This window comes from Aeromonas sp. QDB11 (assembly GCF_027705265.1).
GTDB lineage: Bacteria > Pseudomonadota > Gammaproteobacteria > Enterobacterales > Aeromonadaceae > Aeromonas > Aeromonas allosaccharophila.
Genome location: NZ_JAPDBM010000083.1, coordinates 1 through 16327, shown reverse-complemented (window position 1 = coordinate 16327; position 16327 = coordinate 1). Strand labels below are relative to the sequence as shown.

General features: G+C 49.8%; 12 protein-coding genes and 1 pseudogene. 10 read left to right on the top strand and 3 right to left on the bottom strand.

Annotated elements, in window-relative coordinates; genetic code table 11:
- Positions 1-247: 247 nt before the first annotated feature.
- From ompW to uvrA, 3 genes are all read right to left on the bottom strand, one after another.
- On the bottom strand, positions 248-862 hold the full coding sequence (gene ompW, locus OKC40_RS20080) for an outer membrane protein OmpW (protein ID WP_182939797.1): 615 nt from the start codon (positions 860-862) through the stop codon (positions 248-250).
- Positions 863-1320: 458 nt separating this feature from the next.
- Entirely contained in the window at positions 1321-2997 is a 1677-nt protein-coding gene (locus tag OKC40_RS20075) for a sensor domain-containing diguanylate cyclase (protein ID WP_182938342.1), read from the bottom strand.
- A gap of 123 nt (positions 2998-3120) precedes the next feature.
- Positions 3121-5949 (bottom strand): excinuclease ABC subunit UvrA, encoded by a 2829-nt coding sequence (gene uvrA / locus OKC40_RS20070; RefSeq protein ID WP_182938343.1) that lies wholly within the window; start codon positions 5947-5949, stop codon positions 3121-3123.
- 373 nt (positions 5950-6322) lie between these two features.
- Between uvrA and OKC40_RS20065 the strand changes: the two genes are divergently transcribed.
- From OKC40_RS20065 to OKC40_RS20020, 10 genes and pseudogenes are all read left to right on the top strand, one after another.
- On the top strand, positions 6323-6910 hold the full coding sequence (locus OKC40_RS20065) for a single-stranded DNA-binding protein (protein ID WP_005340181.1): 588 nt from the start codon (positions 6323-6325) through the stop codon (positions 6908-6910).
- Positions 6911-7074: 164 nt separating this feature from the next.
- Positions 7075-8397, top strand: coding sequence for a site-specific integrase (locus OKC40_RS20060; RefSeq protein ID WP_041207317.1), 1323 nt, complete (start codon positions 7075-7077; stop codon positions 8395-8397).
- On the top strand, positions 8394-9962 hold the full coding sequence (locus OKC40_RS20055; RefSeq protein ID WP_171269322.1) for a site-specific integrase: 1569 nt from the start codon (positions 8394-8396) through the stop codon (positions 9960-9962). The genes OKC40_RS20060 and OKC40_RS20055 overlap by 4 nt, the downstream gene beginning before the upstream one ends.
- Before the next feature lie 9 nt (positions 9963-9971).
- Positions 9972-11849, top strand: coding sequence for an integrase (locus OKC40_RS20050; RefSeq protein ID WP_041207315.1), 1878 nt, complete (start codon positions 9972-9974; stop codon positions 11847-11849).
- Entirely contained in the window at positions 11837-12316 is a 480-nt protein-coding gene (locus OKC40_RS20045; protein ID WP_049866848.1) for a hypothetical protein, read from the top strand. Before OKC40_RS20050 ends, OKC40_RS20045 begins: the two co-directional genes overlap by 13 nt.
- A complete protein-coding gene (locus OKC40_RS20040) occupies positions 12316-12753 on the top strand; it encodes a VPA1267 family protein (RefSeq protein ID WP_025202555.1) in 438 nt (145 codons plus the stop codon). The genes OKC40_RS20045 and OKC40_RS20040 overlap by 1 nt, the downstream gene beginning before the upstream one ends.
- Complete coding sequence (locus OKC40_RS20035; RefSeq protein WP_025202554.1) at positions 12750-14912, top strand: AAA family ATPase; 2163 nt, start codon at positions 12750-12752, stop codon at positions 14910-14912. Before OKC40_RS20040 ends, OKC40_RS20035 begins: the two co-directional genes overlap by 4 nt.
- A 217-nt stretch (positions 14913-15129) precedes the next feature.
- Positions 15130-15291 (top strand): annotated as a pseudogene (locus OKC40_RS20030) (IS5/IS1182 family transposase); the annotation flags it as partial.
- A 158-nt stretch (positions 15292-15449) separates the two neighbouring features.
- Entirely contained in the window at positions 15450-16118 is a 669-nt protein-coding gene (locus tag OKC40_RS20025) for a hypothetical protein (RefSeq protein WP_017780890.1), read from the top strand.
- Positions 16118-16327 (top strand): hypothetical protein (locus tag OKC40_RS20020; protein ID WP_270796723.1); only part of this gene is annotated, 210 nt, incomplete at its 3' end. The genes OKC40_RS20025 and OKC40_RS20020, both read left to right, overlap by 1 nt.

Sequence of the window (16327 nt, the reverse complement as noted above, 5' to 3'; positions counted from 1 at the left end):
GGGTATTAGCTGGTCAAGGATGGCGATCATACCTCAGAAGCCGCGCCACGCCTCGCTCATATGAGGGGATGGCTGAGGTAGCGAATAACTGAAATAAAGCTGTGGGTATTTAATTGATTTGTATCGGGTTGGATCACAGTCCTGACCAGATCAGTCAAATAAAAAAAGCCCGGCACCAACCGGGCTGAAAGAGACGTACTTTGCTATCTTCTGCGATCCTTTCAGGGCCGCAGTCAGAATCAAATCATCAGAAGCGGTAGCCCGCCCCAATCATAAAGACCATCGGGTCGATATGCGTTTTGAAGGTACCAACACCATCAACTTTCACATCGGTATCGATATCCATGATCCAGGCAGAGCCGTTTATAAACCAGCGATCAGTAACAGCCATATCGATACCGACCTGACCTGCTAGGCCCCAAGAATCATCAAGGCTAATATTGGCACCATCGAGCTTCCCTACACCCTTTTCATCAAAGAAGGTGGTGTAGTTCACACCCACACCAACATATGGACGAACCTTGCTCTGGGCATCGCCAAAATAGTACTGAGCCATCAATGTTGGAGGCAGATGCTTAACCTTGGCAATCTCACCAAGATCGCGAGTGCTCACTCGATGGGAGAAAGGGGTTGCAGCCAGCAACTCAACACCCCAGTTGTCGGTGATCATATAACCGAGGGTCAGGCCAAGCTGTTGATTGCTGTTAATCTCGAATTCACCGGTACCCAATACGTCATCGCTGCTCTCTTGGGGAGACACTACAGCTAAACCACCACGAACCAGAATATCGCCAGCCTGGTGGGCCATGGCGAAAGGAGAGGTCACTGCAGCGGCAATCATCAGAGGAAGTAATTTTTTCATCACGTAATCCCTTTTTTTGTTTTCATTTGATGCTGTAAGCCCGCTGACTATATGCCCTTGTAAATGCAAAGTTATTGACCTGAAGCAAAAGTTGCACAGAAATAAATCGATTGCTATGACATCTTTGCGCACCATCCCAATCTTGTCGCTCACCCCAGATAACACGCCGCCATGCCCATTCCTGGATACCTGCGCCGCCCGCCCCCAACGCCAAAAGGCGCATGCCAGTGACACCTTACAGCCGTGTAGGACAGCGATTAATTGTTGTTAAGATGAGCAAATAAGCGTATTTTTGCGCCACGCAAGTTATTGGGAAGTAATGGTTTATTTATGAATAATGAGTCGAGATGGCAAAAGGTGGGGGCCTTTCTCGCGGCCGTGTGGGGAATCGGATCCTTTCTCTTTATCCTGCTCGGTTTTATTGTCGCGCTGGCCTATCTGGTCCTGGTAAAACACAGTTAATCAAGGCTTGCAGATGAGTATCGTGTGAGAACCGCCCCTTCGACAAGTTGTTCCGGGGTCTGGCCCATCACATCGCGAGGAGACGGGGAACCGCCATACCCACACCACCGATTGCGCCCTCCCAGCTTGGCCTGATAGAGCGCCATATCAGCCAGCTTGAAACTGTGGCTCCAGAATGAATCCGGACATTCAGGATGCAACGGATAGCGACAGTATCCCAACGACACCGTCAACCATAGCGGCCTGTCTTCGAAACCAAAGCGGTGCTGGGCAACACGCAGCCTGAGGTATTCGGCTCGCAACGCCAACTCCTGTTCGTTATCCACCTGCAACAACAGTAAAAATTCCTCTCCCCCCAGTCGGATAATCGGCTCTGATTCACTCACCACCAGCTTGCGCAGCAGTTCAGCCAGTTGCTTCAACACCAGATCCCCGATGTCATGACCAAATCGATCATTGATCCGTTTGAAATGATCGAGATCCAGCAGCAACAGCAAACAAGGCTTGGCTCCGTTAGCCTGCAACCAGCCATCCAGATAGCGGCGATTGAAGCAACGGGTCAAGGGATCGGTGAACGCCGCCATCTCCATCTGACAGGATCGCTCCAGCAACGCATCGTGTTGCTGGCTGACCTTGCTGGCCATCTCCCTGAACTTGCCACTCAAAGTCGCCATTTCGGCACTGCTGTCGATAAACGGGATCAAATTGGCATCTGGCCGATCGCCAAAACGCTGCAACGCCGACACCAGCTGCTGCAACGGGGTAAGCACAATACTGTTGAGTCGGTACATGGCAATCATGATGCAGATAAAACTGATAAACAGCATGCCGATGAAGGTCCAAAGCGCCCCCTCCAGCACACTGCCCAATACTTTGCGCTCCTCCTCGATGACCAGCGTTAACACCGGCAGGTTATCGCTGTTGAGCAGCCGCACCTCTCCCCTCAGCCGATCCAGCCCCAGGTCAATCAGGCGATAGGTCATTTGCGATTTCAACGGTTTGAAGGAGGCGGTGACATCCAGATTGGTATGGGAGATCGCCAGTGGCAGCTCGGTTCGCTCCGATACCTGCTCGAGATAAGCGGTGTCGAGCCAACGCATCACCAGCAAAAAACCGTTGAACGGCGCAGAGCCGTCACTGTTTCTGATCGGCTGCCAGGAGTACATCAGTGGCCCCCACTGGGAGGCTCGAATGCCATGCAGGTTGGCCCCTCCCTGCGCCATAGACTCTCCTCTTAACTGCTTTTTCAGCTCGTCGAGGAAATAGGGAAACTGATCAGGATTGATCCCGGGCGCATCGGGCAGCAGAGTCCGAGTCCAGATCTCATGCCCCCCGAGATCCATGAAGCTCATCAGGTTGAGGCTGAAATCCCGCATTGGCATGTCGTTGAACAGATTGGATTCGATGTACATCCTGTTCCTGTTGCCTATAAAGCGATGGCTATCATCCCAGATGCCCCAATCCCGACTGAATGCATCCAGAGCAGCGACATCGGACTGCACCACCCGACTCACTCGCAGCAGGTGATCCTTCATGCGCTGCTCTTCAATCCGGGTGGCCGCCGGGATCTGGGCCCATGCCAGCAGGAACAATAGCAGCAGGATAGCCCCCAGCCAGATGGGGAACATGGAGTAAGCCAACTGATGATCAATCGTGCGCGGAGCCTGAGCCATAACCCGATATATCCATTACCATGATGCCGTGATACCCAGCCTGCCCGCATCACACGAGCCGCACCTGCAGGCTCCCGAACTTCATAGTAAAGAGGGGGCCAAAGGCCCCCCGATTATAACGGTTTATCTGGTCAATAGCGGTCGCAAAAAACGAGCTGTATGAGACTCTTTATGGCCGCATATCTCCTCTGGCGTCCCCGTCACCAGAATTCGGCCGCCACCGGCGCCCCCCTCCGGCCCCAGATCGACGATCCAGTCGGCAGTTTTCACCACGTCCAGGTTGTGCTCGATGATGACGATGGTATTGCCGCGATCCCGCAACTGGTGCAGTACCTTGAGCAGTTGCTGGATGTCGTGGAAGTGCAACCCGGTGGTCGGCTCGTCCAGAATATAGAGGGTCTGACCGGTATCCCGCTTGGAGAGCTCCCGCGCCAGCTTGACCCGCTGCGCCTCGCCGCCAGAGAGAGTGGTCGCTGACTGACCAAGGCGAATGTAAGAGAGGCCCACATCCATCAGGGTCTGCAACTTGCGCGCCACTGCCGGCACCGGATCGAAGAACTCGCGGGCATCTTCCACTGTCATTTCGAGGATCTCGTGGATGTTCTTGCCCTTGTATTTCACCTCCAGGGTCTCGCGGTTATAGCGCTTGCCCTTGCAGACGTCGCAAGGCACGTAGACATCCGGCAGGAAGTGCATCTCCACCTTGATGACCCCATCCCCCTGACACGCCTCGCAGCGACCGCCCTTGACGTTGAAGGAGAAACGGCCCGGCTGGTAACCGCGCGAGCGCGCCTCCTGGGTGCCGGAAAGCAGCTCGCGGATCGGGGTAAACAGACCGGTGTAGGTGGCCGGGTTGGAGCGCGGCGTGCGGCCGATGGGGCTCTGATCGATATCCACCACCTTGTCCAGATGCTCCAGCCCCTCAACGCTGCGATAGGGCGCAGGCGTAGACTCGGTCGCCTTGTTCAGTTCACGGTGAGCGATACGGAACAGGGTGTCGTTGATCAGGGTGGACTTGCCGGAGCCGGAGACGCCGGTGACGCAGGTCATCACCCCGATCGGCAGATCCAGGTTGACGTTACGCAGGTTGTTGCCGCTCGCTCCCTTGAGTTTCAACCACTTGCCGGTGAGCGGCGTGCGCTCGGCCGGGATGGCGATCTGCTTGCGGCCAGAGAGGTAGTCACCGGTCAGCGAATCCGGATTGTCGATGATCTGCTGGGGGGTGCCCTGCGCAACAATTTCGCCACCATGTACGCCAGCGCCCGGGCCGATATCGAGCACATGGTCGGCGAGGCGAATGGCATCCTCGTCGTGCTCCACCACAATCACCGTGTTACCGAGATCGCGCAGATGGGTGAGTGTCTTGAGCAGCCGCTCATTGTCGCGCTGGTGCAAGCCGATGGAGGGCTCATCGAGTACGTACATCACCCCCACCAGACCGGCACCGATCTGGCTCGCCAGTCGAATGCGCTGCGCTTCACCACCGGAGAGGGTCTCGGCGCTACGCGACAGGCTCAGGTAGTTGAGACCCACATTCACCAGGAAGCCGAGCCGCTCGACGATCTCTTTCAATATCTTCTCGGCAATCTGGGCGCGCTGGCCGGTGAGGTTCAGCCCTTCGAAGAAGGCGAGCGCATCACCGATAGACTGCTCGGCAATGGCTGGCAGGTTGCGGTTGTCGACGAAGACATGACGCGCCTCTTCCCGCAGTCGGCTGCCACCACAGCTGGTACAGGATTTGTTGGCGATGTATTTGGAGAGCTCTTCGCGCACCGAGTTGGACTCGGTTTCCCGATAGCGCCGCTCCATGTTGTGCAGGATCCCCTCGAACGGGTGCTTGCGCACCACTACATCGCCGCGATCGTTCATATAACGGAACTCGATCTCGGTGCGACCGGAACCACGCAGGATCACATCCTGGGTCTTGAGTGGCAGATCTTCCCACGGCGTATCCAGATCGAACTTGTAGTGCTCGGAGAGGGATTTCAGCATCTGGAAGTAATAGAAACTGCGCTTGTCCCAGCCGCGGATAGCGCCGTTGGCCAGACTGATGGCAGGATCGCCGATCACCTTGGCTGGGTCGAAATATTGCTGCACCCCGAGGCCGTCACAAGTCGGGCAGGCACCGGCCGGGTTGTTGAAGGAGAAGATGCGCGGCTCCAGCTCCGACATGGAGTAGCCGCACTCCGGGCAAGCGAAGTTGGCGGAGAAGGTCATGGGGGCAACCCCCTCCTCTCCATCCATCGGCACTACCTGCACGATGCCACCGGAGAGAGTCAGCGCCGTCTCGAACGACTCGGCCAGCCGCAGTGCCAGGTCATCGCGCACCTTGAAGCGATCCACCACCACCTCGATGGTGTGCTTCTTGTGCAGCTCCAGCGCGGGCGGGTCTGAGAGATCGCACACCTCGCCGTCGATGCGGGCTCGGATGTAGCCCTGCGCCGCCAGATTCTCCAGCAACTTGGCATGCTCCCCCTTGCGATCACGCACCACCGGAGCCAGAAGCATCAGCTTGCTCCCCTGTGGCTGGGCCAGCACCTGATCCACCATCTGGCTGATGGTCTGGGCGGCGAGTGGAATGGCGTGAGTCGGGCAGCGCGGCTCACCGACCCGGGCAAACAGCAGACGCAGGTAGTCGTAGATTTCGGTGATGGTGCCGACAGTCGAGCGCGGGTTGTGAGACGTGGACTTCTGCTCGATGGAGATGGCGGGCGAGAGTCCCTCGATATGGTCGACGTCCGGCTTCTCCATCAGGGAGAGGAACTGGCGGGCATAGGCGGAGAGGGACTCCACATAGCGGCGCTGCCCCTCTGCATAGAGGGTATCGAACGCCAGAGAGGATTTGCCCGAACCTGAGAGGCCGGTGACCACGATCAGCTTGTCGCGGGGCAGGGTCAGATTGATGTTCTTGAGGTTATGGGTGCGAGCACCCCGGACCACGATCTTTTCCATCTTGTTGCACGCTCGATACAGAAACCTGAGCGAGTCAGTATGGCATAGAGACTACTGGATGAATAGACAGGCATTATCTATCGCCATCATCCTTTTTCACGATGAACAACAGCGCCGTCATCCCCTGACCAAGCAGGGGGCCCCACCCTCAATCCATGCCAGCAACCGCTCGCCCGCGGAGTGATCAACTGTTACTATTGGGGGCTAAACGTGAGCCAGGTAATGGATAAACATCAGCCTGATTGCTGCAACGGATATAGAAAAACTATGTTGTTCAATATGATAACAACATGGGGAAAGATAAAAGCGCGGTAACTCATTTGGTTGGCCCAGGCTTTCAGTCTGGCCGGAATATAAAGGTGGAAGAGAGATTATGGCCAGTCGAGGCATCAATAAAGTCATTCTGATCGGTAACCTCGGGCAAGACCCGGAAGTACGCTACATGCCGAGTGGCGGTGCTGTGACCAACATTACTCTGGCTACCTCTGAAACCTGGCGCGACAAGCAGACCGGTGAGCAGAAAGAGCGTACCGAATGGCACCGCGTTGTCTTCATGGGCAAACTGGCCGAAGTGGCTGGCGAGTACCTGAAGAAGGGCTCCCAAGTCTATGTCGAAGGCAAACTGCAAACCCGCAAATGGCAAGATCAGAGCGGCCAGGAGCGCTATACCACTGAAGTGCTGGTCGACAGCTTCACTGGCGTGATGCAGATGCTGGGTGGCCGTCCGCAAGGCGGTCAGGGCATGGGCCAGAACATGGGTGGCCAATCCCAGGGTAACTGGGGTCAGCCGCAGCAGAGCATGCCTGCCCAGCAGCCGATGAACCAGCAGCGCCCGGCGCCGGCTCCGCAGCAAAACATGCAGCCGCAAGGCGGTTATGGCCGTCCTGCCCAGCAGCCACAATCTGCACCGCCGGTATATAACGAGCCGCCGATGGATTTCGACGACGATATCCCCTTCTAGATCTTGTAAAAGATGAAAGTGTAAGAATAAATCACTTTCACCATCTTGAGTGCAAAGCAACCCAGCAGAAATGCTGGGTTTTTTTATTTTTGCATTTCACTTGCCATCGCGATTTTCAGCACTATAACTTTATGTATGAGGAAAATGTAAGATTAGGATGCACAGTGTACAAGCTAGATAGATTGATTTTTGCAAATGGTGAACGTTATCCAGTCTTAATGGGCAATGATGGTATGCCTCATTTTCTTGCAACCCTCTGGGTGACAACAAAACTTCGTAGCAGCTTGTCGGTGAATACCATTTCAAATCGCCTAGGTGCATTAAAGTGGTTTCTTCAATGGGAAGAAAATAAACACAGAGACCTGTTCTCTGAGTTTCAGAAAGGTAAGTTTCTTAGCGACACTGACATTGACAACATCAGAGAACATCTCAGTCATGATATTTCTCATTTCAAAGGCTTAGCTAAAAGCAAAAAAACCAGAGATAAGGTCATTGATTTATTTAACACCCCAAGACTAATCAGTGTCACCCCCACAGTGGGACGTAATAACATTTACAATCGTGTGACAGCTATTGCAAGTTATTTAGATTTCATTGCTAGAGTAGCTGTACAGAACTGTAATAGCACTAAACTGCTCACAGAAATTAACAGTATGAATAAGCGCATACTTGCTGTTCGCCCTAAAGGCAAAGGTAAGAATGTTTTAGATAAACTAGATGGTAAAGACTTGCCAGATGGATTAATTGAGGAATTTATGGCTGTGGCACAATTTGACCACCCAAAAAATCCGTTCAAACACGCTTCGACAAAAAAGCGAAATCATCTTATGTTTTTACTTTTAAAAGAACTAGGCATACGAAGAGGTGAGTTACTCTCACTATCTATTGAATCGAACTTTCTAATGCTTCACGGCCCCCAAAAATTCATATGGGTAAAACGCCACCATGATGACATATATGATCCTCGCAAAAATCAGCCTGTAGCAAAGACGAAAGAAAGAATGTTGCGAATTAGAGATGAAACTGCGGCACTCATTGATGACTACATCATAAACATACGGGCAAAGACTCCGAACGCGAACAAGCATCCATACTTGTTTGTTACACATAGGAAGGGGAAAACTCAAGGACAGCCAATATCGACCAGCACATTTGACAGTATCATCGTGCCAACAATGAAATCTGTGGATGAGCGGTTCAAATCGATCCACCCACATTATTTTAGGCATAACTGGAACCAGTGGTTCTCCGAAATAATTGACAAAAACAATGATCTATCTAAAGACCCAAACAGTAACCGTAATTTTATTTCATCTAGTGAAGAAGCAAAAAGCCGAATGTATCAAATGGGGCACACATCAGAGAGCTCTGCCAAACCATATGTTGAACGCCATATTCGCAATAAGACAAACAAGCTAGTGCTTGAAGAGCAAGAAGAATTACAGAGACTAATTATTGAATCTCAAAAAAATAGAGGATATGAATGAATAAATATGATTACATTGAGGAAGAAAATGACGATCTCCCATCAACATTCAGCTCAAAAAAATTAGTATCAAAAGATGGATACAGCTTTGACTTTCACTCAGAATACTGGATGTTGAATAAAGATGTCAGCATTGCATTCATGCCGGATGTTTTATCTATGGAACCAAAACTGCTGGATGGATTTAAAAAAACACTAGCAACCTATGCTGAAGAACAATCAGCACACCATACATCAAATATGTATCTACGCTTTCAACGACTATTGCGAGACACTAAATTCAAAAATCTAGATGAGGATGTATTGCTCAATTGGCGAGCGATGCTTGATAAAAACAATGAATGGTACTTAGGTGCACTCCGTGGTTTTCTTATTAGCTGGAATGAATATGGATATTATGGTGTAACAACAGAGATGGTGAAAACACTCGAAATACTAACTCTATCAGGAAACAAGAAAGGAGTGTCTGTCGCTAATCGTTGCCCTGAAACAGGTGCCTTTACTAGCAATGAGGTACTTGCATTAAATCATGAACTTATTCGCTTATTCAGGAATAACTATATCTCATTTCAATGCTATGCATATGTGAGTTTATTGCAGGCTACTGCTAGACGCCCCACACAGTTACGACAAATAAAGGCTGCTGATTTATTTAAAGAACATGATCATAGTAAGAATGTGACAAATTTTTACCTCAATATACCTAGAGCAAAGCAGCGTGGTGGTGGGTTTCGTTTCTCTTTTAAAAAATTCCCCATTACGGAAGAGCTCTATCTAACGTTGCGTAATTTAATTAGAGATGAAACAGAGAAGTTTGAATCAAAACTCTCAATAAAACTGACTGCTTCTCAAGCAACAAAAATCCCATTATTTATTGATTGGGCAATGGTTTTTGAGTTAGCGGTTAAAAAAACATCTTTGACTGATGATTTATTAGATACTGACATTTTAAATATGTCATCAACAGATCTAAGAGAACACCTGCTAAAAAATTTCCAAAGAAAACAAAAAGCTATTTCTGAAAGAACTGGGGACTATATTCATATAACGGCTAGGCGGTTTCGTCATACAAGAGGAACAAACCTTGGTCGAAAAGGTTTGGGGCCGTTGATCATAGCGGAGGCATTGGATCACAACGATACACAAAACGTTAAGGTCTATACGGAAAATACCGCAGATACCGTGACCTATATTGACAAGGCCATTGGCAAACAACTGGCCCCCTTTGCTAATGCATTCCTAGGTCGCATTATCGTTGACTTAGAGCAGGGTGAGCGAGGACATGACCTTGCTGCTCGCATACCAAACAAGGATAACGATATCGTAGGAGCATGCGGCACCAATGACTTTTGCGTTAAGGGGTATGAAAGTTGTTACACTTGTGAAAAATTTAGACCATTATTAGATGCTCCTCACGAGAAATTCTTATCCCATCTATATGCAGAGAAAGAGGTAAGGTTGAAAACGACAAAAAGTGAAGAGTACGCGGCAACAAAAGATAGGCTAATTTTAGCAGTTGAATGGGTTGTGCAGAAATGCTTTGAACTGAAACAACAACGAGCATGAGGATAGTCAGTGGACAGTAACATTTTCCATTTTAAGCCTGCGATAGAACTGAATTCAGAAGCAAATCTAGAAAAATTCATTCAAAGTAGCAAAAACAAATTAACTGTTTTCGGTGAAGATTGCTGGGATCATAATTTATGGCACACTTTTCACAATACTCGCCGTGTTGTTGCCCGTTTCTCCACAAATTTAGAGCCATCAACTTCCTATAGTTTCTCTCCCCTAGGTGCACCATTTATTGATTTTGCAAAAGCATACATTCGCTACATTTACGCATTAAAACCCATAACAACTCTTCACAGACATTTCGAAGCTATTCGAATACTTGAAGAAGCATTGATTCTATCAAAACATAAAGCAGATATTCTGATGCTCGATGGCCTAGTTTTAGAAAGGCTAGGCGATATTTTTAATAGACGCATATCAAATCTGGCAGGTCGAAATAAAGCGGGCTATCAAATGGAGCTTCTTCTTAATTTCTGCCGTGACAACTTTATAACACCGAGTCTTCCTGGGTGGTCAAATCCATATCAAAAAGTAAAAGATTTAACTATTCAACTTGACGAGAATGGAAAAGAACATCGTAAAAATAAATTGCCCTCAGAAGAGGATATGATGTTATTTGCTAAGTTATTTCATGACGCACCTTCATTAGGTATTGAAGCAGAATATTTTACTTCTGCAATAGCATTGCTCATGCAAGCACCATCCCGATGCTCTGAGTTATTCTCATTGCCTATAGATTGTACTGTATGGGAGGAGAATCGCAGCGGAGAACTTAAACTTGGAATACGTTGGGTGCCTGCCAAAAATGGCAACGAAGGGATTAAATGGGTTCCTACTGTCATGCAAGATGTAGCTTTGGAAGCTATCGAACGATTGAAAAAAATTAGCATGCCTGCACGGGAGGCTGCGATGTATGCAGAAACGCATCCAGATAACAATGGGAGTATGGTGTATATCAGTAAATTGGTTAACTGGCCTTTTGTTGATAACGCAAAAAAAGTTAAGGCCTCAGAGGCTTTGTTACTATATAGAGACCGTGAGTTACATGCGGAACATGATGTTATTCAACACTCGTTTGTTTTACCTACGGTGAACATAATTAATGCAAGGATTTCTAGGTCTGAGGCCAGAAAAGGAGTCCACCTTTGGAAGAAACATAACATATTACGAGAGGATGGCTCACAACCCGATATAACATCCCATCAAGCTAGGCATTGGCTCAGTACCAAAGCTGAACGGGGTGGGATGGATGAGTTGACGCTTGCAAACTGGGCAGGGAGAGCAAGAGTTGCTGATAATGCCAGCTATGATCATCGCACAGAAGAAGAAAAGTCCAATGCAATTGCAGTTATTACTATCCCTGAAAATGCAAACACGTTGGAAAAAATAAAATGTAACCTTCCAATTAGTTTCGAGGAAATCGGAAAGAACCTTACTGGTGCAGCGATAGTAACAGAGCTAGGCGTGTGTGAACATGATTTTGCCATGATTCCATGTCAGCGAAACGGTGACTGTGAAACCTGCAAAGAATTGGTCTGTATCAAAGGCTTCAGTAGCTCATTGGAGCTGTTGAAAGTACGAGAAGTTCAAGTGGCAGCTCAACTCGAAAAAGCACAGCAAAGCCATAAAATGGGGGCCTTTGGTGCTGACCGCTGGGTTAGCTCACACGGTTGGCGACTTGCTCATATTAGAACAAAGATCCGGCTATTAGAGGATGAAAATGTTCTTGATGGCACCCCCATTCGTATTCCTGATGTATATGATCCCTCGCCAGCCAAGGTTGTTCTTTTAGAGAAGGGGCTTAATATTGAAGTTCAATCGCCTGACTCTATCGATTCTAAAGCGTTTAATATTATGGGTGATTTGTTATGCCTAAAATAGTTATCACAGAAAAAAACCTGCCTAATATACTAGGTCTAATTAATACTTGGGAAGGAAAGTTAACTTGGGACTTGCTCTGTCAAAAAGTTGCCATAATGATTGATGTTAAAGGTGGCGTCCAACGTCAATCATTATCCTCTTACAAAGATATTCAAGATGCATACTCGCGAAGAAAGACATTTTTAAAAGAACGTTTTTCTCAACCTGAGCCTACCAAAGAGCGTGATGTAACGCTTGAGTATCTTATAAAAAAGGTTGCTCTTTTAGAGAATGAATTAGCCAGATTAAATAGTTTGAATGATGCATACAAACAGCGTTTCATAGTATGGCAATATAATGCTTACATGCATGGTGTCAGAATGACATCAATTGATAATTTTCCAACAGATAGTGCCGAGCTAAAAAAATTACAGGATATGCTTGGAAAGCCGCTTATAGAAGTTAAACGCCGCACAGGAGGTCAATAATGGCGAGTGGTACAGAAAAAGCCAAAGCAACCGTCCAGGCGTTTGAACTATGGATGGCAACCCAGACTGATGAGACGTATCGACAATTAAGTTACAGGGGCAGCCTCAGCCGCAGTGAAATCACGAAAGCTATTGGCTGTGGCCGCTCTGCCTTAGTGCAGAACCCTGAGCTTCGTAGGCAATTGCAGAAATTGGAAGACCAGCTTAGGGAACACGGGGTGCTTCCGCCACTCACCGCTCAGGCCATAGCGAGTGTAGCTCATCCAAAGGTATACGACCCTACGACTCATCGACGCCTACTTGATACCAAACGTGTATCAATATTGGAGCAGGAGAATATTGAACTGAAAGCGCAGCTAAGGGAACTAAAAGCCAGACTGGAGCGCTTCGGTGAGCTATCTGAGACATTGGCCGAAATGGGGATCTTGCCACGATGAACCAATCTCTCCATTCCGAACTATTTCGTGTTACCAGTATCCCATATAGCTCATCCAGCTACGTGATTTTCTCTGGAATACCACTTAATGACGAGACCAGCCAGATCAAGGATGGCAAATACTATGTGACCATTAAAGCGCGGCCTGACACTCTTCCGGCACAACCGTCACAGGGCCAGCAATGGACAGTCCATGGCAAACCTCTCATTGAGAGGGTCGAGATTGGTGATGTTGTGATGCAGCAACATACCTATGAATCACCTGAGCACGTGATATGCACCCTGCCGGAGACAGGTGAGCAGCTGATCCAGTTCATTGCCAAGGAGCCTGATTTCAAGGGAATTGGCCTCGGTAAAGCCAGGGCGTTATGGCAACTACTCGGTGAGCAATTTCACGCCACCCTGCGCACCGACACACCAGAGTCCAGAGAGCGCCTCAAGGGTATTCTGAGTGATGTATCTATTGATGCCCTGTTCAACGGCTACGCAAAATACAAAAATCTGAACCACTGCAATTGGATGGCAGAGTGTCGGATTCCCTCACCCATTCAGCAGCGGATCTTGAAATTTCATGGCGAAAGCTCCGTTGATGCAATCAAAGCGAATCCCTACCTACTGGTCGGCTTCGGGATGGGGTTTGAAGACGTGGATGCGCTTTCTCAAACGAAGTTTGAGGTAGAACTAAAAGATCCGACGAGGCTGAGTGCCGCCCTGGAGTTCACCATCCACGCGGAAGTGGAAAAAGGCCACACCTACACCACGCAGGCCAGGCTTCGCCCCCTGCTGACCAAATTGCTTGGTGACGGCGAGTTGGCAGCACAAGCATTCAAGGCTGGTTACCACCAAGCCCAGTATGTGCTGAACCATGAAGCAGGCACCTATCACCCTACCGCACAATTGCTGATGGAGACTGTTGTTGCCAAGCGGCTGTTGAAACTTGCTAAACAGCAAAATCGTTACGATGAGTCCACCAATGCTGCGTTTCTCGCAGCGGTTAATGAGCTGCCCTATGAATTGACCGCGATGCAAAATGAAGCGGTGCTCACCGCGCTAAACAATGCGGTGAGTTGCATCACGGGGGGCGCAGGAACTGGCAAAACCACAGTGCTCAGAACGGCACTGCGGGCCTATGGCAAAATGGGCTTTGAGGTGCATGCTGTCGCCCTTTCTGGACGCGCAGCAATGCGCCTATACGAGTCGATAGGCTTTAGGACGATGACCATTTCCGCCTTGTTGCGGCAAGAGCCCATAGAACCATCTGATGGGTTTCCCAGCCATCTGCTGGTAATCGATGAAGCATCCATGATCGACCTGCCCACCATGTATCGGCTCACCAACCATCTGCACCCCACCGTGCGGATCATATTCACGGGTGACCCAAACCAGCTACCTCCGATAGGATGTGGCAAGGTGCTAGCCGATATCGTTGCATCACAGGCCATTGCGAACGTGACCCTGGACATCGTTAAACGCCAGAAGGGAGCCACAGGCATTCCTGAATACTCTATGCAGGTCAATCAAGGTCTCATACCGGAGCACTTGAGCATGGGTAACGTCTATTTCCACGAAACATCCAAAGAGAGGATCGCCCAAGTCTGTGCCGAGTTATATCAGCAATCCCCCGAGAACAGCCGAGTGGTAGGTGCGACCACCGCTATGGTGGCGGAGATCAATAATCTTATTCAGGAGGCCGTCAACCCTGATGGTGCTCGGATGATATTTGAGATGTATGGCGAAACCTACCGCCGCAACGATTTGCGCCAAGGAGATGTGATCCTCTTCACTCAGAACAATTACGAGAAAGGCATTCAAAATGGCTCGCTCGGAACGCTAACTCGCGCTGTCGGGGCTGGAGATGACTACGGAGTGGTTGAACTGGACACAGGCGAGAGCGTGTATGTCACCCAATCCCTGCTGGACTGTATGAGGCTGGGCTACTGCATCACACTCCATAAAGCTCAGGGTTCGCAGTTCCCACGCATCATCATCGCGCTGCAAAAGGGGAGGATCGTTGACAGGGCCTGGCTCTATACCGCAATAACCAGGGCCGAGCATGAGGTCCATATCGTGGGCAGCACAGCTGAGTTTGCAGCCATCACCAAAGCGCCCAGCAATGCCCATAACCGGAACAGCTATCTGCGTGATCTGTTGAAGAAATGAGAGGAGATTGATTCCCTTGGGGAGCGACTACGGGTACAAGCGGAGATAAGCGGTGCGTCAACGCGCAGCGTTGTCCACGGCTTATTCCGTGCTCTTGCGTAGCAAGATGTGCCCGTAGCTGAGCGATCGGAAGGGCTAGAACCTTAAAAATCAATACCTTACAAGGCCTTGACATAGTACCACCAGAGTCTCTTTTGTACCAAGAACGAACTCCAACGTGAGTCATCAATTGACCTTCGCTGATTACGAGTTCAACAGCAAACGCCGCCAGACCCGTAAAGAAGTTTTCCTCTCTTGAATAGAGTAACTGCTTCCCTGGCCCTGGATGCTGGTCATCATTACGCCCATCTATCCCAAGGTCGGCAATGGCCGTCACCCCTAACCACTGATGCAAATCCAGCCATAAGAACCTTCTCTAAAAAGGCTGGGTGCAAAGTAAGTGGTCAAGTCAGTGTAATTACCCACGAAAGGCCTCTCGCAATTATGATAGGCATGGCCCCGTGGGCGCGGGCATCGGACAGACTCAGGAGCAGTAACATGAAGCATCAAACCCTCACCGTGGAAAATAGCCGCATTCGCGTCACCGTCAGCCGCGAGATAGCCGATAAATTCCTGCCAACCGGAGTTATCGGTCGCGATGAGTCCCCCGGTCAGGCGCAACGTGGTCGTCTGCTTTCTGCCGCGATGGGCAAATTAGCCAGCGCAACCGAATTACGCCTTCGGCTCACTAACGATATCGAGCGGGCTGATGTCATCGCGCTGGCCCATAAGCTCCTTGTCCGTGACTATCTGGAGGAACACAGTCACTACAACGTCAACGAGGTGATCATGCGCCTCGAAGAGGGTCACCTCATGCACAAATACATGGCCCAGGAGGTCACTCTCGCCAATGAGTACGCTCGCGGTGTCTTGAAGACTATTTCGCAAGACGACGCCCGCCTTTACGTAGCGCCAAAGGTAATGGCCGGGGTACTCTCCCCCCATGAACGCAGGCAACTGGAGACCCGCGTTGAACTCCTGCTAAACCGCATTGGCATCAATGCAACTGAGGCACTAGATAAAGCCCGTCACGCCTTGCAAGCGCAGGCCAACATCGCGCACCATTATCACATGTGTCGGGCCAATATGACGGGTTGGAAGATTGAGGTCATCGGGGAACTACCGGCTCAAGTGGGCCTATCTCGGTTGCTGCCAAAGGATGATTAATGGATCGAAATCCCAGACCCACCTACCAGCTCACCTCTATCCACCGAGTAGGGCGCCAGAATTTACGGTGCTGTACAGCATTGTTGCTCAAATTCTCTGCTGTACATCGCTCTTATTTATCGGGTGGATTACCTGCGTATTCCCACGCATGGCGATCGCTCAATAACATTCATGCCGATCACTCAATAACATCCATGCCGATCGCCCAA